This is a genomic window from Sphingomonas sp. J315 (genome assembly GCF_024666595.1).
Lineage (GTDB): Bacteria > Pseudomonadota > Alphaproteobacteria > Sphingomonadales > Sphingomonadaceae > Sphingomonas.
The window spans coordinates 2330148-2348564 of record NZ_CP088296.1; the positions used below are offsets into that span (position 1 = coordinate 2330148).

General features: G+C 67.8%; 19 protein-coding genes. 9 read left to right on the forward strand and 10 right to left on the reverse strand.

Annotation, left to right across the window (positions count from 1 at the left end):
* Positions 1–83: 83 nt before the first annotated feature.
* Genes LRS08_RS11865 through LRS08_RS11875 form a run of 3 tightly spaced genes read right to left on the reverse strand, consistent with a single transcriptional unit; the run spans position 84 to position 5700 of the window.
* Positions 84–3287, reverse strand: coding sequence for an efflux RND transporter permease subunit (locus tag LRS08_RS11865; protein ID WP_257843500.1), 3204 nt, complete (start codon positions 3285–3287; stop codon positions 84–86).
* Positions 3287–4450, reverse strand: a complete 1164-nt coding sequence (locus tag LRS08_RS11870) for an efflux RND transporter periplasmic adaptor subunit (RefSeq protein ID WP_257843499.1) — start codon at positions 4448–4450, stop codon at positions 3287–3289. The genes LRS08_RS11865 and LRS08_RS11870 overlap by 1 nt, the downstream gene beginning before the upstream one ends.
* Positions 4447–5700 (reverse strand): TolC family protein, encoded by a 1254-nt coding sequence (locus LRS08_RS11875; protein ID WP_257843498.1) that lies wholly within the window; start codon positions 5698–5700, stop codon positions 4447–4449. The genes LRS08_RS11870 and LRS08_RS11875 overlap by 4 nt, the downstream gene beginning before the upstream one ends.
* 116 nt (positions 5701–5816) lie before the next feature.
* Between LRS08_RS11875 and LRS08_RS11880 the strand changes: the two genes are divergently transcribed.
* Genes LRS08_RS11880 through LRS08_RS11895 form a run of 4 tightly spaced genes read left to right on the forward strand, consistent with a single transcriptional unit; the run spans position 5817 to position 8133 of the window.
* Entirely contained in the window at positions 5817–6242 is a 426-nt protein-coding gene (locus LRS08_RS11880; protein ID WP_257843497.1) for a helix-turn-helix domain-containing protein, read from the forward strand.
* Between the two features lie 54 nt (positions 6243–6296).
* Positions 6297–6932 carry a cation diffusion facilitator family transporter gene (locus LRS08_RS11885; RefSeq protein ID WP_257843496.1) on the forward strand — a complete coding sequence of 212 codons (636 nt, stop codon included), beginning with the start codon at positions 6297–6299 and terminating at the stop codon, positions 6930–6932.
* Positions 6929–7573: a class I SAM-dependent methyltransferase gene (locus LRS08_RS11890; RefSeq protein ID WP_257843495.1), complete on the forward strand. Its 645-nt coding sequence runs from the start codon at positions 6929–6931 to the stop codon at positions 7571–7573. The genes LRS08_RS11885 and LRS08_RS11890 overlap by 4 nt, the downstream gene beginning before the upstream one ends.
* A gap of 17 nt (positions 7574–7590) precedes the next feature.
* A complete protein-coding gene (locus LRS08_RS11895) occupies positions 7591–8133 on the forward strand; it encodes an MAPEG family protein (RefSeq protein WP_257843494.1) in 543 nt (180 codons plus the stop codon).
* On the opposite strand, the gene LRS08_RS11900 is transcribed toward LRS08_RS11895, so the two are convergent.
* Complete coding sequence (locus LRS08_RS11900) at positions 8119–10035, reverse strand: cytochrome c/FTR1 family iron permease (RefSeq protein WP_257843493.1); 1917 nt, start codon at positions 10033–10035, stop codon at positions 8119–8121. The two genes, LRS08_RS11895 and LRS08_RS11900, sit on opposite strands and share 15 nt — an antisense overlap.
* A 480-nt stretch (positions 10036–10515) precedes the next feature.
* Between LRS08_RS11900 and LRS08_RS11905 the strand changes: the two genes are divergently transcribed.
* The 5 genes from LRS08_RS11905 (at position 10516) to LRS08_RS11925 (ending at position 13650) form a co-directional block, all read left to right on the forward strand.
* Positions 10516–10965, forward strand: a complete 450-nt coding sequence (locus tag LRS08_RS11905) for an RNA polymerase sigma factor (RefSeq protein WP_374580295.1) — start codon at positions 10516–10518, stop codon at positions 10963–10965.
* 78 nt (positions 10966–11043) lie between these two features.
* Positions 11044–11802 (forward strand): helix-turn-helix transcriptional regulator, encoded by a 759-nt coding sequence (locus LRS08_RS11910; protein WP_257843492.1) that lies wholly within the window; start codon positions 11044–11046, stop codon positions 11800–11802.
* A 26-nt stretch (positions 11803–11828) separates the two neighbouring features.
* Positions 11829–12398 carry a hypothetical protein gene (locus LRS08_RS11915; protein ID WP_257843491.1) on the forward strand — a complete coding sequence of 190 codons (570 nt, stop codon included), beginning with the start codon at positions 11829–11831 and terminating at the stop codon, positions 12396–12398.
* Complete coding sequence (locus tag LRS08_RS11920) at positions 12385–13311, forward strand: LysR family transcriptional regulator (protein ID WP_260480761.1); 927 nt, start codon at positions 12385–12387, stop codon at positions 13309–13311. The genes LRS08_RS11915 and LRS08_RS11920 overlap by 14 nt, the downstream gene beginning before the upstream one ends.
* Positions 13312–13341: 30 nt before the next feature.
* Positions 13342–13650: a hypothetical protein gene (locus tag LRS08_RS11925; protein WP_257843489.1), complete on the forward strand. Its 309-nt coding sequence runs from the start codon at positions 13342–13344 to the stop codon at positions 13648–13650.
* A 14-nt stretch (positions 13651–13664) separates the two neighbouring features.
* On the opposite strand, the gene LRS08_RS11930 is transcribed toward LRS08_RS11925, so the two are convergent.
* From LRS08_RS11930 to trbK-alt, 6 genes are read right to left on the reverse strand one after another with little or no spacing between them, the layout of a single operon-like run.
* On the reverse strand, positions 13665–13889 hold the full coding sequence (locus tag LRS08_RS11930; RefSeq protein WP_141383945.1) for a DUF2274 domain-containing protein: 225 nt from the start codon (positions 13887–13889) through the stop codon (positions 13665–13667).
* Positions 13886–15103 (reverse strand): TrbI/VirB10 family protein, encoded by a 1218-nt coding sequence (locus tag LRS08_RS11935; protein ID WP_257845424.1) that lies wholly within the window; start codon positions 15101–15103, stop codon positions 13886–13888. Before LRS08_RS11935 ends, LRS08_RS11930 begins: the two co-directional genes overlap by 4 nt.
* The gene (trbG, locus tag LRS08_RS11940) at positions 15100–16116 is read right to left on the reverse strand and encodes a P-type conjugative transfer protein TrbG (RefSeq protein ID WP_260480762.1); all 1017 of its coding nucleotides are present in this window, start codon (positions 16114–16116) and stop codon (positions 15100–15102) included. The genes LRS08_RS11935 and trbG overlap by 4 nt, the downstream gene beginning before the upstream one ends.
* Positions 16113–16796: a conjugal transfer protein TrbF gene (gene trbF, locus LRS08_RS11945; RefSeq protein ID WP_257843488.1), complete on the reverse strand. Its 684-nt coding sequence runs from the start codon at positions 16794–16796 to the stop codon at positions 16113–16115. The genes trbG and trbF overlap by 4 nt, the downstream gene beginning before the upstream one ends.
* A 3-nt stretch (positions 16797–16799) precedes the next feature.
* Positions 16800–18110, reverse strand: coding sequence for a P-type conjugative transfer protein TrbL (gene trbL / locus LRS08_RS11950; RefSeq protein ID WP_257843487.1), 1311 nt, complete (start codon positions 18108–18110; stop codon positions 16800–16802).
* A 1-nt stretch (position 18111) separates the two neighbouring features.
* The gene (gene trbK-alt, locus LRS08_RS11955; RefSeq protein WP_141383950.1) at positions 18112–18414 is read right to left on the reverse strand and encodes a putative entry exclusion protein TrbK-alt; all 303 of its coding nucleotides are present in this window, start codon (positions 18412–18414) and stop codon (positions 18112–18114) included.
* Positions 18415–18417 lie beyond the last annotated feature (3 nt).

Below are 18417 nucleotides of genomic sequence, written 5' to 3' on the forward strand. Positions count from 1 at the left end.
CGTGCCTAACCATGATCGCTACTGCATAGGCGGGAGCTGCCCGGAAAGGCGCGATTTGAGCGGGAATCTCGATTCTATGAGCATCACTGGCTTACAGCCTCATCGTGCGCCGCTTTGGTCCTCGGCTGTCCAAAGCGGGTATACAGCGTCGGCAGTACGAACAGCGTCAGCAGCGTCGCGGAGATCAGCCCTCCGATAACGACCGTCGCGAGCGGCTTTTGCACCTCGGCGCCCGCGCCGTGTCCAAGCGCCATCGGGACGAAGCCGAGCGATGCGACCAGCGCGGTCATCGCCACCGGCCGGAAGCGCAGGAGCGCACCCTCGCGCGCGGCCTCGGCCCTGGTTCGCCCCTGCCGGACCAGCTCCTGCACCGAGCTGAGCATGACCAGACCGTTTAGGACCGCGACGCCCGACAGCGCGATGAAGCCGACCGCGGCCGAGATCGAGAACGGCATCCCTCGCAGCAGCAGGGCGAGGATGCCGCCCACCAGCGCCAGGGGCACGCCCGTGAAGACGAGCGCGGCGTCGCGCACGCTGCCCAGCGCGCCGTACAGGAGGAGCATGATGGCCGCGAAGCAGACCGGCACCACGATGGCGAGCCGCGCCCGGGCAGAGGCCAGGTTCTCGAACTGGCCGCCCCATTCGAGATATGTCCCGGGCGACAGCTCGACCTGCGCCGCGATCGCCTGCTGCGCCTCCTCGACGACGCTCGCGACATCGCGGCCGCGCACGTTCGCTTGCACCACCACGCGGCGCTTGCCGTTCTCGCGGCTGATCTGGTTGGGGCCTTCGCCGATGCCGATCTCGGCCACGCTCGCGAGCGGCACGAACGAGCCGCCGGCGGTCGGCACCGGGATCTGCCCCAGCGCCTGCAGGTCCGCGCGCGAGCTCTCGGCGAGCCGGATTACGACCGGGAACCGCCGGTCGCCCTCGAAGATCATCCCCGCCTCGCGGCCGCCGACCGTCGCCGCGACGACGTCCTGCACGTCGCCCGCCGTCACGCCGACGCGCGCCATCGCATCGCGGTTGGGGCGGATGTCGAGCAGCGGCAGCCCTTCGGTCTGCTCGACCCGAACGTCGGCTGCGCCGCCAACCGTGCGCAGGACCGCGGCGATGCGGTTGGCCGTCGCGTTCATCTGCGCGAAGTCGTCGCCGAAGACCTTGACGGCGAGATCGCCCCGCACGCCGGCGATCAGCTCGTTGAAGCGCATCTGGATCGGCTGCGTGATCTCGTAGGCATTGCCCGGGATGGTCGAGACCTTGCGCTCGATCCGCTCGACGAGCTCCGCCTTGGAAAGATCGGGATCAGGCCATTCGCTGCGGGGCTTGAGGATCACGAACGTGTCGGTGGCGTTCGGCGGCATCGGATCGGACGCGATCTCCGACGTGCCCGTGCGCGAGAAGGCGTAGCGCACCTCGGGCTCGCGTGAGATCATCCGCTCGACCGCGAACTGCATCTGCTGGCTCTGCTCGACCGACGTGCCGGGCGGACGCCAAGCCTGGACGAGGATGTTGCCCTCGTCGAGCTGCGGCAGGAACTCCTGCCCGAGCGCGGTGAATGCGAGAGCGGATGCGGCGATTGCGGCGACCGCGCCGCCGATCGTGAGGCGCGGGCGGCGCATCGCGGCATCGAGACCCGGCTCGTAGCGCCGCTTCAGCCAGGCGACGATCCGGCTTTCCTTCTCCTCGACGCGACCCCCGAGCCAGGCGGCGATCGCCGCCGGCACGAACGTCAGCGAGAGCACGAAGGCGAAGGCGAGCGCGATGATCACCGTGAGCGCCATCGGCTCGAACATCTTGCCCTCGACGCCGGAGAAGGTGAGCAGCGGCACATAGACCAGGATGATGATCGCCTGGCCGTAGACCGATGGCCGGATCATCTCGCGGGCCGACGCCGCGACGATGTCGAGCCGCTCGCGCAAAGACAGGCGGCCTCCCAGCTCGTGCTGTCGCTCGCCGAGGCGCCGCAGCGCGTTCTCGACGATGATCACAGCGCCGTCGACGATGAGACCGAAGTCGAGCGCGCCGAGGCTCATCAGGTTGGCCGATACGCCCGCGCGGAGCATGCCGGTTGCGGTCAGCAGCATGGTGATCGGGATCACCAGCGCGGCGATGAGTGCCGCCCTGAAATTGCCGAGCAGCAGGAACAGGACGACGATCACCAGCACCGCGCCCTCGGCAAGGTTGCGCGCAACCGTCGAAATCGTCGAGTTGACGAGGTCGGTGCGGTCGAGAACCGGCTTCACCACGATGTCCCTCGGGAGCGACCGTCCGATCTCCTCCAGTCGCCCGCGCACGGCAATCGCCACGGTGCGGCTGTTCTCCCCGATCCGCATCACGGCGGTTCCGACGACCACCTCCTGGCCGTTCTCCGAAGCCGATCCGGTGCGAATGCCCTGCCCAGCGCGCACCGTCGCGACCTGGCTCAGCAGAACCGGGGTGCCCTCGCGCGTGGCGACGACCGAACGGGCGAGCTCGTCGGCGGTCCGGACACGGGCATCGGAACGCACGAATAGCCCGGCGCCGTTGCGATCGACGGTGCCGGCGCCGATGCTCGTGTTGCTGCGTTCCAGCGCCCGGGCGAGATCGTCGATCGTCAGGCGGAGCGCAGCGAGCCGCTGCACGTCGGGGATCACCAGAAATTGCCGGTCGAACCCGCCCAGCGAGTCGATGCCGGCCACGCCATCGGTTCCGCGAAGCTGCGGGGCCACGATCCATTCCTGCACTGTATGCAGATAGGTTGCCTTGTCGCGCTCGGAGACGAGATGCTCCCCCTCCGGCGTGATATAGCTGCCGTCGCGCTGGACCCCGGGCTCGCCGTTGCGATGGCGGGCGCTGTCGAGCTCCCGATACTCCACCGTCCACATGAAGATGTCGCCGAGGCCCGTGGCGATCGGTCCCATCTCGGGCATGACGCCTTCTGGCAGGCTCTCCTCGGCGGCGCGCAGCCGTTCGGCGACCTGCTGGCGCGCGAAATAGATGTCGGTCGAATCCGAGAACACCGCCGTGATCTGGGCGAAGCCGTTGCGGTTGAGCGAGCGGGTATGTTCGAGGCCTGGAATGCCCTTCAGCGCCGTCTCGATCGCGAACGACACCTGCCGCTCGATCTGGTCGGGCGACAGCGACGGCGCCATCACGTTGATCTGGACCTGATTGTTCGTGATGTCGGGAACCGCGTCGATCGGGAGCCGCTGGAGCGCGAAGACCCCTGCCAGCGCCGCGATCGCCGTGAAGAGCAGGACGAGCCAGCGCCGCTCGACCGAGAAGGTGACAAGGCGGCCGATCATCAGTCCATGTCCATTTCGCCGCCCTTGCCGAGCTCGGCCTTGAGCGTGAAGCTGTTCGTCGTGGCGATCCGCTCCCGCCCCGTCAGGCCGGACGTCACCACGACCTGGTCGCCGTCAGGGCGCCCGATCGTGACCGGTACGGCGCGGAAGCCGCTCGCCGTTCGCACGAACACGACGGTGCGGTTCTCGACCGTCTGGATCGCCGTCGAAGGCACCGCGATGCCGCTTGCGCCGTTCGACGGCAGGATGATCGCCGCGGTGACCGGCTCTCCGACGCGCCAGACGCCCTGAGCGTTGTCGAGCGTGGCGATGACCCGCACGAGGCGAGTGGTCTCGTCGAGCACCGGAGAGACGAACGTCACGCTTCCTTGCTGTCGGCGCCCCGCTGCGGTGATCTCCACGCGGGTGCCGGGACGCACGCGCCCCGCATCGGCAGGTTGAAGCGACATCGCGACCGTAATCCTCGACAGGTCGGCAACCCGGTAGAGCTCCGCGTTGGCGTCAACGGTCTGTCCCAGCACCGCAGGGCGGGCGATGACCTGGCCTGAGATCGGCGATCGCATGGCGATCCGGTTGAGCGCGCCGGCGCCGCCGCCAGTTGCGGCAAGTTGCTGCTGGGCAAGCCGCAGCGCGATGTTCGCCTCCGTGGCGGCCGTGCGAGCGGCGATCAGATCCTGCTCCGGCGAAACGCGCTCGGCGAACAGGCGCTGCTCGCGCCTGAGATTCGACTGCGCCAGCGCCGCGCGTGCGCGGGCCGCCTCGACCTCCGCCCGAAGCGAGGCGGCCTCCCGGCTTTCGATGATCGCCAGAGCGTCCCCGTGGCGGACCGGTTGCCCGAGATTTCGGGTGAGCGAAACGACACGCCCGCCGATCGTGGCGGAGACCACTTGCACGCCCTGGGGGTCACCCTCGATGAGGCCGGGCACCTCGATCGTGCCGGCAATCCCGCCAACCGTCGGGCTCGCCACCTCGATGCCGGCATCGGCGATCTGACGTGGGGTCAGCGTGACCACGTCCTTCTCGGCGTTCTCGCCGGCCTCGCCCTTTTCCATCCCCTCCATCTCGGCCGCCTCGCCCGCCTTGTTCTCGGGGGCGCCGCCGCACGCGGCGAGGACAAGCGGGAGGAGCGCGGAGGCGAGCGCCCGACGCCGGAAGTTCTTCATTGTGAGTCCTTCGCGAAGTCGGGGGCGGGCGCGACCAGTCTCTCGAGCCGAGCCCGCGCGTCGTGATAGGCGGCAATTGCGTCGACCGCCGTCGCGCGCGTTTCGGCCAGGGTCCGCTCCGCTTCGAGCAGGTCGAGCTGTCCGAACTTGCCCTCGCGGTAGCCGATCCGGGCAATGCGGGCCGCCTCCTGGGCCGCTGCCAGCGCCGGCCCCGTCGCCGTGCGGGCGTTCGTCTCCGCATTCGCCAAGTCAGTCTCGGCCGTGGCGATGGCCTGGTCGGCATCGAGGAGCGCGATGCGCCGCTGCGCCTCCGCCTGGTCCCGCTGCGCGCGGGCCGCATCGAGGTTAGCCCGCCCGTTGTTGAAGAGCTGAATGGGAACGCTGACCCCGAACACCGCGGCGACGTCGTTGGTCTCCTCGAGCCGGCGGGCGCCGGCCGAGATCGTGAGGTCGGGAACTCTCTGGCTGCGCGCAAGCCGGACCTGGGCGTCGGCGGTCGCGACATCTGCCCGCGCCGCAGCGAGGGCAAGCGTTCCTTCGGCCCGGGCCGGCAGCCTCGGCCCCAAGCCGCCGATCCGGTCGAACCAGTCGAGCGCCAGCGTTCCGGGCTCGCGGCCGATCAGCCGGCCGAGATTGGCGCGTGCGAGCGCCGCTGCCCGCTCGGCACGCTCCGCCGCCGCGGCCCCGTTGATCCGGGTGACCTCGGCCCGCTGCTCCTCGAGCGGCGAGGCCCGGCCTGCCCGCACGCGCACCTGGGCGGCTCTCAGCGCTTCGGACGAAATCCCTACTTGGTCGCGGGCAACGCCGACGCGCCGTTCGGCCGCCACGGCTTCGATGAACGCCTGGGTGACGCGCAGCCTCAGATCGGCACCCGCCACCGCGACCTCCAGATTGGCGCGAGCGGTCTGCGCATCGGCGACCGCGATCCTGGCCGAGCGTTTTCCGCCGAGCTCGAGCGGCATCGACATCATTGCGGTGGTCTCGGCCGCGTCGAAGCTCCGATAGGGTCCGGAACCAACTACATTTTCGGTCTCGACCGAAACCTCGGGGTTGGGCCTCAGTCCTGCGGCGCGGCGCTGCGCCTCGGCGGCACGCACGCCGCTCGACGCAGCCGCCATGTTCGGCGAGCTCGCGCCGCCCAGCTCCAGCGCCCGCTCGAGCGTCAGCGGCTCCGTCGCCGCCTGCGTTTGGGCGCTTGCTGCAGGGGCGCAGAGCGGAACCATCAGGAGAGCGGCGACGACGCGGTGCATTCGGGTGCTCCTGAGGGCGATTTAATGAGCGTGCGCTCGCCTGCCGATCCGACGTGGCCGACTCGGTACGGGCGCTATATGCACCCTCTAGTAGCTCTAGGGTCAAGGACGCGAGGATGAAGATTGGCGAGTTGGCGAGGGCGACGTCCACCAAGGTCGAGACGATCCGCTTCTACGAGAAGATCGGGCTGCTTGCAGAGCCAAGCCGGACCGGCGGGAATTATCGCGACTACGGTCCTGCGCACTTGGCGCGATTGTCCTTCGTCCGTCGCGCCCGCGACCTCGGATTCACCCTTGATCAGGTGCGCGAGCTGCTCGCACTCGCGGACGATAGGGACCGGTCATGCGAGGCGGTCGACGTCGTCGCTCGCGAGCATCTGGCGCAGATCGACCAGAAGATCGCCGATCTGCACGCGCTGCGGCGGGAGCTCGACGACATCATCGGGCAATGCCGCCACGGAGCCATTTCCGATTGCCGGATCATCGAGGCGCTCGGGCCAGGCACGATCGCCCGAAGCACAGCCGCCTCACAGCCGGGTTGACCCTATAGCGGCTAGAGGGTGCAAAAGTGTGCGCGACTCGCTGTGGAGGTGATGATGAGCGATTGCGGATGCGAGGCGGATACCAAGCGGGCCGGCGTCGATCCGGCCTACCGCCGCGCCCTTTGGATCGTCGTGGTGCTGAACCTCGGATTCGGCGTCTGCGAGCTCGTCGGCGGGTTCGTCGCCGGATCGCAGGCGCTGAAGGCGGATTCGCTGGATTTCCTCGGCGACGGCTCGATCACGCTCGTCGGCCTGCTGGCACTCTCCTGGTCGGCCACCGCTCGCAGCCGCACCGCCCTGACGCAGGGCTGTTTCCTGGCCGCACTCGGTATCGGCGTGATCGCGTCGGCGGGGTGGCGGGCGTTCAATGCCGTTCCGCCGGAGGCCGATTTGATGGGCGGCATCGGCGTGGTCGCGCTGATCGTCAACGTGACCGCAGCACTGGTGCTCGCCCGGTTCCGGGGCAGCGGCGACGCCAATGCCCGGGCGATCTGGCTGTTCTCGCGCAATGACGCGCTGGCGAACGTCGCGGTCATCGCGGCTGCCGGCCTTGTCGCCTGGACCGGGAGCGCCTGGCCGGATCTCGTGGTGGCCGCGGTGATCGCCCTGCTTTTCCTGCATTCGGCCTACGACATCATCCGCGATGCGCGGAAGGAGCTGGCCGAGCATCGTCGTGGTGCGGCGGCATGAACGATGCGGCCTATACCCCACCGCTCGGAACCGGCGATACCGCGGACTACGACCGCGCGATCCGGCGCTGGACGCGCGAGATGCGCTGGCGTCGCGCGATGGTCGATGCGCTCGCGCCGCGGCCCGGCGAAACCATCGTCGACGTTGGGTGCGGCACCGGCAGCTTCGCCGTGATGCTCAAGGCTGCCGAGCCGGGCGTCGAGGTGGTCGGCATCGATCCCGACGAGGAGGCGCTGGCGATTGCGCGGGCCAAGGCGGACGCCGCCGGCCTCGCCATCCGCTGGGAACGCGGCTTCGCGCGTGACGTCGGCACGCGATCCGCCGACGCGGTGGTGTCGAGCCTCATGTTCCACCAGGTCCCGATGGTCGAGAAGCAGACAGGGCTGGCGGCGATGCATGCCGCGCTTCGTCCCGGCGGCAGGCTCGTGATCGCCGACTATGGCCGCCAGCGCGGGCTGATGCGCCTGCTGTTTCGCCTGACTATCCAGCGACTCGACGGCGTGGCCGACACCCAATCCAATGCCGACGGCATGCTTCCCGGGCTCGTCGCGGCGGCCGGGTTCAGGAACGTGCGGGAAGCGGCGCGCATTCACACGATAACGGGTACGATCGCGCTGATCGTCGCGGAGCGGCCCGGCTGACAGGGGGAGGTGGCACGATGGACCTCAAGGCCGAGCAAAGCCAAATCCGGAAGCAGTCCGCGCTGGCCTTTCTGCTGTGCGCCGCCGTGTTTGCGGCATGCGTCCTGTTCCTTCCCCGTTGGATCGCGTTCCCGTCGGAGATCGGCGCCCGGCTCGCCTTCGCGATCCAGACCAGCCTCGTCCATTTTGTAATCCTCCTGCTGGCGGTCCGCCTGGTGTCGAGCGGGCGTTACCGCTCGGCCGCCGACATCGGCGGGTCGGCCAAGGGACCGCCGAGCCCAGCCCTCGCGGTCAAGGCCGCCTTCCTGCAGAACACGCTCGAGCAGGCGTTCCTCGGCGTCGGCGCGCATCTGGCGCTGGCCTCGGCCGCCGGCGGACGCTGGCTGGCGCTGCTCGTCGCGTCGGCCGTCCTGTTCGCGATCGGCCGGCTCGCCTTCTACCGCGGCTATCCGGGCGGTGCCGGGGCACGCGCCTTCGGCATGGCGACGACTGCGCTGGCGTCGCTCACTTGCTATGTCGCCGCGCTTGCTTTGCTGATCGGCCGCCTAGTCGGAGGGTGATGCCGGCGAGCGCGCGGCCGCCGCGCCGCGGCCGCTGAGCCAGAAGCCCGCCGCGAGGATGGCGATCGCCGCGACCTGCGCGAGCACGGTCTGCACGGTCGGGAACAGGCCGAGGATCTCGACGCGCGGCACGCTGTCGAGCGGCCGGATAGCAAGTATGCCCGCCTCCTGCAGGCCGGCGATGCCCTTGCCGGCGAGCACGACCGCGAGGATGGCGATCAGGATCGCGCTCCACGAAAAGAACTGGGTGATCGGCAGCCGGGCACTGTAGCGCAGCATGACCCAGGCGATCAGCGCGAGCAGACCGGCGGCGACGCCGGCTCCGGCCAGCATGGCGACGCCGTTCCCTTCCGCCCATAGCGCGGCATAGAAGAGGATCGTCTCGAACACCTCGCGATAGACCACGATGAAGGACAGGAGGAACAGGAACCAGCCCGACCGTCTCGACAGCGCGGCGCTGACCTTCTCCTTCACATAGCGCTGCCACGCCTCCGCGTTGCTCTTACCGTGCATCCAGATGCCGACGGTGAGCAGGATGATCGCGGCGAACAGCGAGCCGAAGCCTTCGGTGAGCTCGCGCGACGCGCCGCTCACGCTGATGAAATAGGTCGCGACGAACCAGGTGGCGACGCCGGCGACAAGCGCCGCGATCCAGCCGCCATGGACGAAGCCGAGCACCTCGCCGCGCTCGGTCTTCTTGAGGAACGCGATCATCGCGATGACGATCAGCAGCGCCTCTAGGCCTTCGCGAAGCAGCACGCCGAACGCGCCGAGGAAGCTCGACAGGCCGCTCGCGCGCTCGGGCGCCAGCGCGGCTTCGGCCTCGGCGAACAGGCTGGCGAGCGCCCGGTTGGCGACCTCGACCTCGCCCACCGGGCGGCCTTCGCCGACCGCGGCGCGCAGTTCGGCCATCGCGCGCTCGATCCTGCCCATCAGCGCGGCATCGCGCGCGGCGAGCACCGGCTCGACCGGCTCGAAGCCGTCGAGATAGGCGGAGAGCGCAAGGTCCGCCGCGCCTTTGCGATCGCCGGCGCGATAGGCGGCAAGGCTCTGGTCGAGACGCTCGCGGGTCAGCGCGAGCGAGCCGTCGACGCGAGCGGTCACCGCCTCGGGATGGCGGCGCAGAAAGGCGGTGAGCGCGGTCGCCCTTTCGGCGCCGAGATCGGCCGCCAGCGCGGCAGGCGTTGCGCCGACCAGCGCCGCGAGGTTGGGATATTTGGCACGCACTGCCGCATCCTCGCGCCACAGCCGTTCGCCCTCGCGCGCCGCCGCTTCGGGATAGGCGAGCTGGCCGACATGGAAGGCCAATGCCCAACGATCGGCTTCGGGCAGCGCTACGAAGCTCTGCATCGCGGTGCCTTCGAGGCCCTGATCGATTACCTGATAAAGCCCGAACAGACTGCGCTGGTCCGCGCGAGCCTTGTCGGTGAAGGCGATCGGCGGCGGATCGAGCTTGGCGGCATCGGGACCGCGGCCGTCGCCGTTGGCACCATGGCAGCTGGCGCAGTTCTGCGCGTAGAGCCCGGCGGCGCGGGTCAGGTCAGGCGGTGCGGTCGGCGCCAGCGGCACCGGATAGGCCGCGAGCAGCGCCGAGGCGAGCGCCCGGGATTGTTCGGCCACCGCCGCGGGAGGCGCCTTGGCGCCGATCGCGCTGCGCAGTGCCCCGGTCCGGCGCAGCAGGTCCGGCTTGGCGGACGTCGGCGCAAGGGCCTGTATCCGCGCATCGACTTGCCCGGCGAACTCGATCATCTCGGCATATTCGGCGTCGCTGATGACTTTGCCGTTCGAGACCGCGCCCGAATAGTCGACCGCGATATAGTCGAGCAGCCGCCAGGTCGTCTGCACCTCAGCGGCGCTGCCCTGCGCCCGAGCGGGAAACGAAAGGAGCAGGATCGCGAGCATAAAAACAATCCAGGCCATCCGGAATGGCAGGCGGGCGACGGGTGCGGTGATGGAGGCAGCAGGGTAGCCGGGGCGCATCGACGAGCCTCTTGTTAAGAATCGTTCGCGGTTTGCACCCTCTACCCGCTAGAGGGTCAAGCGCGATTTGCAGGCGTGGCGGTTGGATTGAGAGAAAGTGCGACCGCTAGCAGCCGTACATCGGCAGGTCGTCCACTTCGAAGCCACAGTATGAAGCTCCATACACGAGCCTGGCGCCGATCCCTCCTTTCGGAGGGATTGCCCGCGCCACTACCACCGCTTCTAATTCGGCCAAATTGCCGCCGGACGTCGCCGCGGTGCGATTGGAGCATGATGATGGTCCCCACTCTCAGCCAGCCGGCTTCGTCGCCCGGAGATGACGCTCGCTCATTTTCGAGTGGGAATAGGCCGACGACCCCGCCGATCGAGCTTGCAGAACTTCATCGCATCCATTGTGGGCGATTGCATCGCTTTTTCGCGCGCCACGGCGCACGGCAGGACGCCGCTGATCTCGTTCAGGAGAGTTTCGCCCGGCTCGCCGGCGCACGGGCCAAACGGTGCGCGGCGATCGAACGGCCAGAAGCCTATCTCAGCACGATCGCCTCCAACCTGCTGCGGGACAGGGCCAGGATCGCTCTAAGTCGGTCGCTGGCCCGGCATATTCCGATCGACGAGATTCCGCTTGCAGGACACGATCCGATTGCCGCGCTTGAGGCGCGCGATCAAATCGAACGGCTCCAAGCCTCGCTGGCCCGTTTGTCTCCAAAGACCCGATCGATCTTTCTTGCCCATCGTCGCGACGGGATGACTTACAAGGATATCGCCAACCAAACTGGTCTGAGTGTAAAAGCGGTCGAGCAGCGTATGTCGAAAGCCATCGCCCATATTGACCGCGTGCTGAGGCACGGCTGATGCGTAGCCAAGAGCCGGCTGGCACGATCAGACAGGCGCTGCAGCTGAAGGACAGCGCATTATCGTGTGAGATTATCTATGACGAACGCTTTGGACTCGGCACAGCTTAGAGACTTCGAGGAAGTCTACAAGGCGTGTAAAGCGGCCGAGAATAGTGCGCGACTCTCTGAAGTGATCGACGAGGCAATCCAGCAATTTGGTTTTCGTTGGTTTGCCCTCGTCGATGACGGCGACCTGTACAAGCACCGTTCGGGCTGCATGATGTTGACCAACTACCCGTCATCTTGGGTAGACGAGGTCATCAGCGCGCGACTGTATAGGGATGATCCGGTTCATGCCGCCAGCATCCGAAGTCCCACCGGCCTCTGTTGGGAACGCATTCCCGAGGTGATCGCCCCTACGCGGGCGCAGCTGTCGGTTCTTGAGCGCGGCCGAGCTCATGGTCTGACCACGGGTTACACGGTACCCTTTCGCATTCCTGGTGAGCGTGGCGCCTTCTTCAGCATAGCCCGCCCAAAAGATCGGCCTTTTACCTACTCCGAAGCAATTGCGGCACAGCTGATTGGCGGAATAGCGTTTGAGACGGGACGCGCACTGGTCAAAGGCCGCGCGGTCAAAGCTCATGGCGCGCCCCTCACCCCGCGCCAAATTGACTGTCTTCGGCTGATTGCCGCCGGAAAAACTGAGTGGGAAATGGGTAAAATCCTCGGTCTTAGCCCCAGCACGATCCATGAATACGTTGAGGCCGCCCGCCGGCGTTATGGCGTGAAGACCCGAAGTCAGCTCGTGCTTGCTGCCGCTCGGGACGGTTATGTCAGCCTCAATTATCTGACTTGATCAGAACACCCCTCTGTTCAGCGGGATTGCCCGAAATCACCTTGTGCCGTCTATTTCCGGAAATCGTGAACCGGCAATTGAGGGCGCACGTGCACGGAGAGGACCAGTTTATCGAGGATGTCTATGCGCGCGAGGTGGTCATGGCCCGCGTCGGGCACCTCATCCGGAGAAAGCAACAAGAAATCGAACGTATCACGCGCATCCTGCGCGCGGCCGCTTCCTTCGAGGGCGTGGCGGCTCCGGTCTCCGGCAAAATCCTGAAGATCGTCCTTATTGGTCCCTATGCCCGACGCACTTGGTACGAGGACAAAGCCTCCCTCTATTTCTCGGATTACGAATTCTGGGTTGTCGTCAATCATACGCTCTATGCTGACGAAACGCGGTGGTGCCGTGCGAAGGCGATCATCGCTCGTGAATTGGGAAACCGCTGCGCGGTGTCCCTGTCTGTGTTTTCCAAGGCGGACATCAAATCCGCCAAAGCCAGCAAAGATCATTTCATTCTGGACCGGCTCGAAGCGGGCATTGTGCTGTTCAAGGCCTCGCGTGACGCCCCGTTGCCGCGATTCAAGAGTAGCGAGCGGGATGATGTCGTTTGACATCCGCCAACTACGCTACGCAATCGCTGCCGCCGATCACGGCAGCTTCTATCGAGCGGCGCGTACGCTCGATGTCGAGCAATCGACGCTCAGTCGGGCTATCCTGAAGCTGGAGCGCTCGATCGGAATGCCGATCTTTGAGCGCTCGCGCGCCGGCGTAACGACGACGCTGGCCGGAAACGCTTTCATTCGCGGCGCGAAACCAATGGTGGCAACGGCCGACAAGCTCGTGGCGATGATGCGGGCAGCCGGCCAGGGCCGCGCGGGTGGTCTCGTGCTGGGGCATAACAGCTCGGTTTCCGCCGGCAATTTACGTGCAACAATGATGAGTTGGTGCGACGCGCACCCCGACGTCGAAGTCGGATGCGTCGAAGCGGACCGCAGCATCCTGCTCGCCGGCCTTGATACAGGGGAGATCGACATTGCGATCCTCATGGGTGCCGCCAGCCATAACGGATTCCGCTGCGAGCCGCTTTGGAGCGAGCGGATGTTGGCCGCGCTTCCACTCTCGCATCCGCTCGCGGAACGCGACGTGGTTCACTGGACGGATCTTCGCGGCGAGCGGTTTCTGCTTCCGGCCGCTGATCCCGGCCCGGAGATACGGGATATGTTGCTGGGCCGTTTGGCGGTTTCGAGCGTAAAGCCTGACATCCGAATGCTCCAGGCGAGCCGCGAGACAGTGCTGAGCGTTCTCGGTGGGAGCTCCGGCATCAGCATCGTTTGCGAAGGCTCCACCGGAGCGCGCTATCCCGATATCGTCTATCGAGCGATACACGGCGAACAGGGGCCGGCCTTAACGGGCCATTCCGGTTGCTGGCGCGCTGACAACGACAACCCGGCGCTGCGGCGTTTCCTTGAATTCATCAAAGCACGCTACGCGCTCTCCTTTGATTTCGCCCAGATATTTCAGTAAATTAAACTGCCTGTTCTTGGAGTGACTGTCATGGGTCAAGGCAAGACAATCATTATCATGCTCGTCACCTTGGTCATCGGGTTCTCATGCGGATTTTTGTTGCGGCCGGTGATCGCGCCAGCGCAGCAAGCCGCCCTAGCCGCTGCCGTTCCGCCCGCGGCCCCTGTATCGAGCGAGGCGCGTGGGACGCAGTATTTCATGGCGAATATCGACGAGGCCCGTCAGGTCGTGGCCGGATGCCGTGATGGTTCGGTGCGTGGTGGCGAATGCGCCACGGCCGAAGAAGCGATCATCAAGGTCGATGCCGCTGAACGCCGCAGGCACTTCCTCGGCAACTGATCCTCGCGCGGCGCTCAGCCGTTCGCGCTACGCCGTCCGCGCGCAAAGCCACGGTCGCTCGCCATGAACCGCGCGAGCATCGGCGCAACCAGCTTCTCCGGCGTCACAGCGTCGCCGCCGGTCTCCGCTGCCAGCGCAGCCGCGTAGGCTGCAAGATCGCGGTGGACGGCGGCGGGCAGCTCCACGGTCAGCTTCACCGGCCGGTCGTCAGCGAGCGGCCCCAGCTTCAACTTCGTCATCGCGTTGCTCCGATCGGTTCGAGCACGAGGTCGCGGGTGATGACCACGCGCAGCGGATGGCCTGGCCGGATTGTCAGCGTCGGCTGCACATTGAGCTGGCGACGCACGATCTGCTGGCCGGTCTGGTTGATCGTGTCCTGCGAGCCGCGCCGGAGGGCGCGGGTCAGGTCGTCCTCGCTGTCCGCGCCCAGCTCGGCGCCGACGCCGAGGAGCGTCGAGACGGCTGCCGCCTTGAGGAGATTACCCCAATGCTGGTTCACGCGGTCCTGTAGCCCCGCGAACCCAGCTCCGTCGGCGCCGGGCTGGCGCTCGAGAACGATCGAGCGCCCGTCCGGCATGATAAGGCGGTCCCATGCAAGCAGCACGCGGGTCTGCCCGGCGGCGATCTCGCTGTCATACTCGCCGATCAGCCGTGCGCCCTGCGGAATGACGAGGATGCGCCCGGTCGGGCTGTCATAGACGTTGGCCGTCACCTGGGCGGTGATCTGGCCGGGCAGGTCTGAGCGGATGCCGGTGATGAGCGCAGCCGGGATGATGCTGCCGGCCTGCACGATGTTGGGCGATGCCGGTGCCGTCAGCCGCTCGACGCTGACCGTGCGCTGGTTGGGTGCCTGCGCCATGAAGGCGCGCTTGGCGGCCTGGTCGCTTTCCGCCGCTGCATCGGCTGTCGCTGGAGGTGCCGGGTTCGGCGCTGCGAGGCCGAGGGAAGCCGGGGCCGTTGATGACGCCGCGCCGCCGCTGCTGCCGAGGAAGACCGAACTGGTCCGCGCCGCGTCGCGCTCTTGTTGCGCGCGCTGGCGGGCGGCCTCGGCGGCCTGAGCGCGGGGATCGGGATGACCTGGCTGCGCGCCGACCGGCGGCACGGGGACATTCTCGCCGCGCTGCTGCGCGGAGACAATAGGGCCGCCCAAGTCGCCGGGGAGCGGCGGGCCGAGCCGGGGCGCCTGCGCATAGTCGCTCGGCCCGGAGGTGATAGTCTCGGCCGTGGTCCTACTGTCGGTGTTGTAGAGTTCCTGCGCGGTCTTCTCGCCGGGCGGCCGCAGCGCATAAATCAGCGAGCCGCCGATCCCGAGGCCGGCGGCGACGCCAACGACGGCGAGCGCTTTGCGCGACAGGCGCATGACGCGCGGTGGGTCTCCGCGAAGCTGGAAGGCCTGCGGATCGGAGCGCGGCGCGGCGGGCGCGGCGGCCGGGGTGTCTACGGGCTCGCTCACGGCCGCCCCCGCCGTCCATCGGTGCGCACGATCCGGACACGCTGCGCGCTGCGCCGGTCGCCCAGCCGCAGTTCGGCGGCGGCGAACAGGCGGTCCACGACCATGTAGCGGCCCTGCACCCGGTAATTGACCAGCTCGGCTTCGCCAGATGCGCCACTTACGAACAGCGGCGGCATCTCGCCCTGCGAGATCCCGGCCGGAAATTCAATGAACACCTGCCGTCCATCGTCGAACGCGCGCGCCGGTCGCCACGGCGCGCGATCGCCGTCGATGCGATAGCGGAAATTGAGCGTGGACAGGTCGATGCCGCTCGCCACAGGCGCGGCGGCTGCGGCCGCTGCGTTGCGGCCCTGCAAGGCGATCAGTGCGTCCTGTGGATAGGTCCAGCTCACCGACGCCATGTAGGTCGAGGAGGTGGCGCGCAGTTCCAGATGATAGGTGCGCCGATCGGTGTTGATGACGAGATTGGTGGTGAGATCAGGCCGAGTTGGCTTGACGAGGATGTGGACGCGCGCGGTGAGACCGCTGCCGCTGATGGTGTCGCCGATGATCCAGCGCACGGTATCACCGGCCGCGACCGGCCCTGGCCCTACGAGTTGCTCACCTTCCTGCAAAGCGATGTCCGTCACCTGACCCGGCGCGGTATAGACCTGATAGAGCGCGCCGTCGGTCCACGGATATTGCTGGATGGCGTTAAGGAAGCCGTCGCGCACCGGCTGGACGCGGGCGGCTGCGTTCGCCGCGCCGACGCGCTGGCGAGGATCGGTCGGCTCCGGCGGGCGGCGTGTGTCGGGCAGGGGCATCAACTGGCCCGGAAGCGGCAGCGGTTCGGGGATCGTCACCACTTCGACGGCGCGGGGCGCTTCCGGGGCGAGCGTCGCAGCGATCTCGGCCGGGGGATCGTCATAGGTGATGGCTGGAGACCGCGCCGATGTGGTGGCGCATCCGGCGAGCGCGGTGGCGGAAACGAGCAGCGCCGCCGATGCGGCACGGCGATGTGGACTGACGGTCATTGCGACAGCTCCTTTGACCAGTTGAGGGCATTGACGAAGACGCCGAGCGGATTCTTGCGCAGGGCGTCGGGCGTGCGCGGGGGCTGCACGACGACGGTAAGGATCGCGGACCAGCGCTCGGTCGTGGCGAGGCTGCCGTCTTGATAGCGGCGTTCGGTCCAGGCGACGCGGAAGCTGTCGGGCGAAGCCCGGATGACGCTCGACACGTCCACCGCGACCTGCACCCTTCCGACATTGGCGAAGGGATCGTTGGCGCGCGCATAGTCGTTGAGCGCCGCCGCGCCGCGATCGGTGGTGAAGTCATAAGCGCGGAGCCAGTTCTGGCGGACGATCACGGGGTCGGCCGGGATCGAGCGAACCTGCTCGATGAAGCGCGCGAGGTGGAACGCGATTTGTGGATCGGTCGGGCGATAGCCGGCCTCGGCCGGCGCGACCGCCTGCGCTTCACCGAGCCGATCGACCTGCACGACCCAGGGGACGATATGGCCGCGCGCCGATTGCCAGATGAGGCCGGCGGTCAGGCCGCCAGAAAGCGCCAACGCGCCGAAGAAGGCGACGCGCCAGTTCTTCGCCTGCACGCGGGACGATCCGATCCGGTCGTCCCAGGCTTGCGCGGCGCGCTGGTAAGGGGTCGTCGGTTCCGGCGTCTGGCCGTAGCGGAGGGTGGGGCGTTTGAACATGGATCAATCCTTCTGGCTGACATCGACCGACGCGCCGCCGCCGCCGCCGTCGCCGGAGCGCAGCGTATGGGCGGCGACCGTCGCGCCGTGGGTCATGGTTTGGCGGCGCTTCATGGCGGTGGCCCAGGTCGGCGGGCCACCGGACGCCTCCGGCGCGGGCGCTGCGCCGCCGCCAGAAATCGTGCCGCCCGTGGCGGTGACGGCGGCGCGTCCGCCGGAGCGGTAGCTGTCCTTGAGTGACCCGGCGGCTTTTCTGAGCGGCGAAAGCGCGGCGCCTACGGCCGCCCGCCCGACGCCGGCCGCGCCACCCGCTGCGGCGGCTGCGCCGGTCTTTCCGGCAGAGCCGAGCGCGTAGGCGCTGTTTGCTGCGCCGGAGGTGAACGCCGCGCCACGGGCCGCGCCGCCAACCGCACCGGCGACTGCGCCGGCACCGAGGCGAGCGGCGGCAGCGCCACCGACCAGCGCGCCCCCGGCGGCGAGTGCGGTCCCGGCCGCGGCGCCAGCGCCAAGTGCGGGACCGCCTGAGACGATGCCGTTGGCGATCGACGGGCCGAAGATGCCAAGGCCGAGCAGACAGAGCGAGGCAAGCGCGACCGCCATCGCATCCTCGATGGTCGGCTGCGCGCCGCCAAAGCCGGCGCGGAACTCGTCGAACAGGGTGGAGCCGATGCCGACGATGACGGCGAGCACCAGCACCTTGACGCCCGACGAGATGACCAGCCCCAGCACGCGCTCGGCCATGAAGGCGGTCTTGCCGAATAGGCCGAACGGGATCAGCACGAAGCCGGCCAGCGTCGCCAGCTTGAACTCGATCAGCGTGATGAAAAGCTGGATAGCCAGGATGAAGAAGGCGAGGATGACCAGCACCCAAGCGAACAGCAGGCACGCGATCTGGATGAAATTCTCGAAGAAGGCGATCCAACCCATCAGGTCGGAGATGGATTCGAGGATGGGCTGACCCGCCTCAAGGCCGACCTGAGCGACGCGGCCCGGCTGGAGCAGCTCGGCGGCCGTGAAGCCGGTGCCGGACGCTTTCAATCCAAGGCCGGCGAAGCTCTCGAAGACGATCCGCGCCAGGCTGTTCCAGTTGCCGATGATGTAGGCGAAGACGCCGACGAACAGGGTCTTTTTGATAAGCCTCGCAAGGATGTCGTCGCCCTCGCCCCACGTCCAAAACAGCGCGGCAAGCGTCACGTCGATGACGATCAGCGTCGTGGCGATGAACGCCACCTCGCCGCCGAGCAGACCGAACCCGCTGTCAATGTAGCGGGTGAAGACATCCAGAAAGCGATCGACGACGCCGGTGCCGCCCATGTCAGTTCTCCTGCGGGTTCGCCCCATCGGCGATGCGGGCGGCGGGACGCGCACCAGGCGCGAGGAAGCGGCGGCGATTTTCCGCCCATGCGCGGAGGCAATCGGGATCGCTCGCGCCGGCCTGTCCGAGTGACTGGCAACGGCGCAGTTCGATCAGCAGCGGGTCCGTCGCCGGGGTTTCGGCGACGGACCCCGGCGCCTCGGGCATCGGCTCGGGTGCGCGCGCCATTTCGATCGCCGTCATCGTGATTGCGATGGCGACGAACACGATTGCACCGATCCGAGCGAGGAGCTTGCTGTCCACGGG

Bases quoted from the DNA above. Each gene is read 5' to 3' on its own strand.
- LRS08_RS11865 (WP_257843500.1), bottom strand. From the start codon at position 3,287: ATGATCGGCCGCCTTGTCACCTTCTCGGTCGAGCGGCGCTGGCTCGTC.
- LRS08_RS11870 (WP_257843499.1), bottom strand. From the start codon at position 4,450: ATGAAGAACTTCCGGCGTCGGGCGCTCGCCTCCGCGCTCCTCCCGCTT.
- LRS08_RS11875 (WP_257843498.1), bottom strand. From the start codon at position 5,700: ATGCACCGCGTCGTCGCCGCTCTCCTGATGGTTCCGCTCTGCGCCCCT.
- LRS08_RS11880 (WP_257843497.1), top strand. From the start codon at position 5,817: ATGAAGATTGGCGAGTTGGCGAGGGCGACGTCCACCAAGGTCGAGACG.
- LRS08_RS11885 (WP_257843496.1), top strand. From the start codon at position 6,297: ATGAGCGATTGCGGATGCGAGGCGGATACCAAGCGGGCCGGCGTCGAT.
- LRS08_RS11890 (WP_257843495.1), top strand. From the start codon at position 6,929: ATGAACGATGCGGCCTATACCCCACCGCTCGGAACCGGCGATACCGCG.
- LRS08_RS11895 (WP_257843494.1), top strand. From the start codon at position 7,591: ATGGACCTCAAGGCCGAGCAAAGCCAAATCCGGAAGCAGTCCGCGCTG.
- LRS08_RS11900 (WP_257843493.1), bottom strand. From the start codon at position 10,035: ATGCTCGCGATCCTGCTCCTTTCGTTTCCCGCTCGGGCGCAGGGCAGC.
- LRS08_RS11910 (WP_257843492.1), top strand. From the start codon at position 11,044: ATGACGAACGCTTTGGACTCGGCACAGCTTAGAGACTTCGAGGAAGTC.
- LRS08_RS11920 (WP_260480761.1), top strand. From the start codon at position 12,385: ATGATGTCGTTTGACATCCGCCAACTACGCTACGCAATCGCTGCCGCC.
- LRS08_RS11925 (WP_257843489.1), top strand. From the start codon at position 13,342: ATGGGTCAAGGCAAGACAATCATTATCATGCTCGTCACCTTGGTCATC.
- LRS08_RS11930 (WP_141383945.1), bottom strand. From the start codon at position 13,889: ATGACGAAGTTGAAGCTGGGGCCGCTCGCTGACGACCGGCCGGTGAAG.
- trbG (WP_260480762.1), bottom strand. From the start codon at position 16,116: ATGACCGTCAGTCCACATCGCCGTGCCGCATCGGCGGCGCTGCTCGTT.
- trbF (WP_257843488.1), bottom strand. From the start codon at position 16,796: ATGTTCAAACGCCCCACCCTCCGCTACGGCCAGACGCCGGAACCGACG.
- trbL (WP_257843487.1), bottom strand. From the start codon at position 18,110: ATGGGCGGCACCGGCGTCGTCGATCGCTTTCTGGATGTCTTCACCCGC.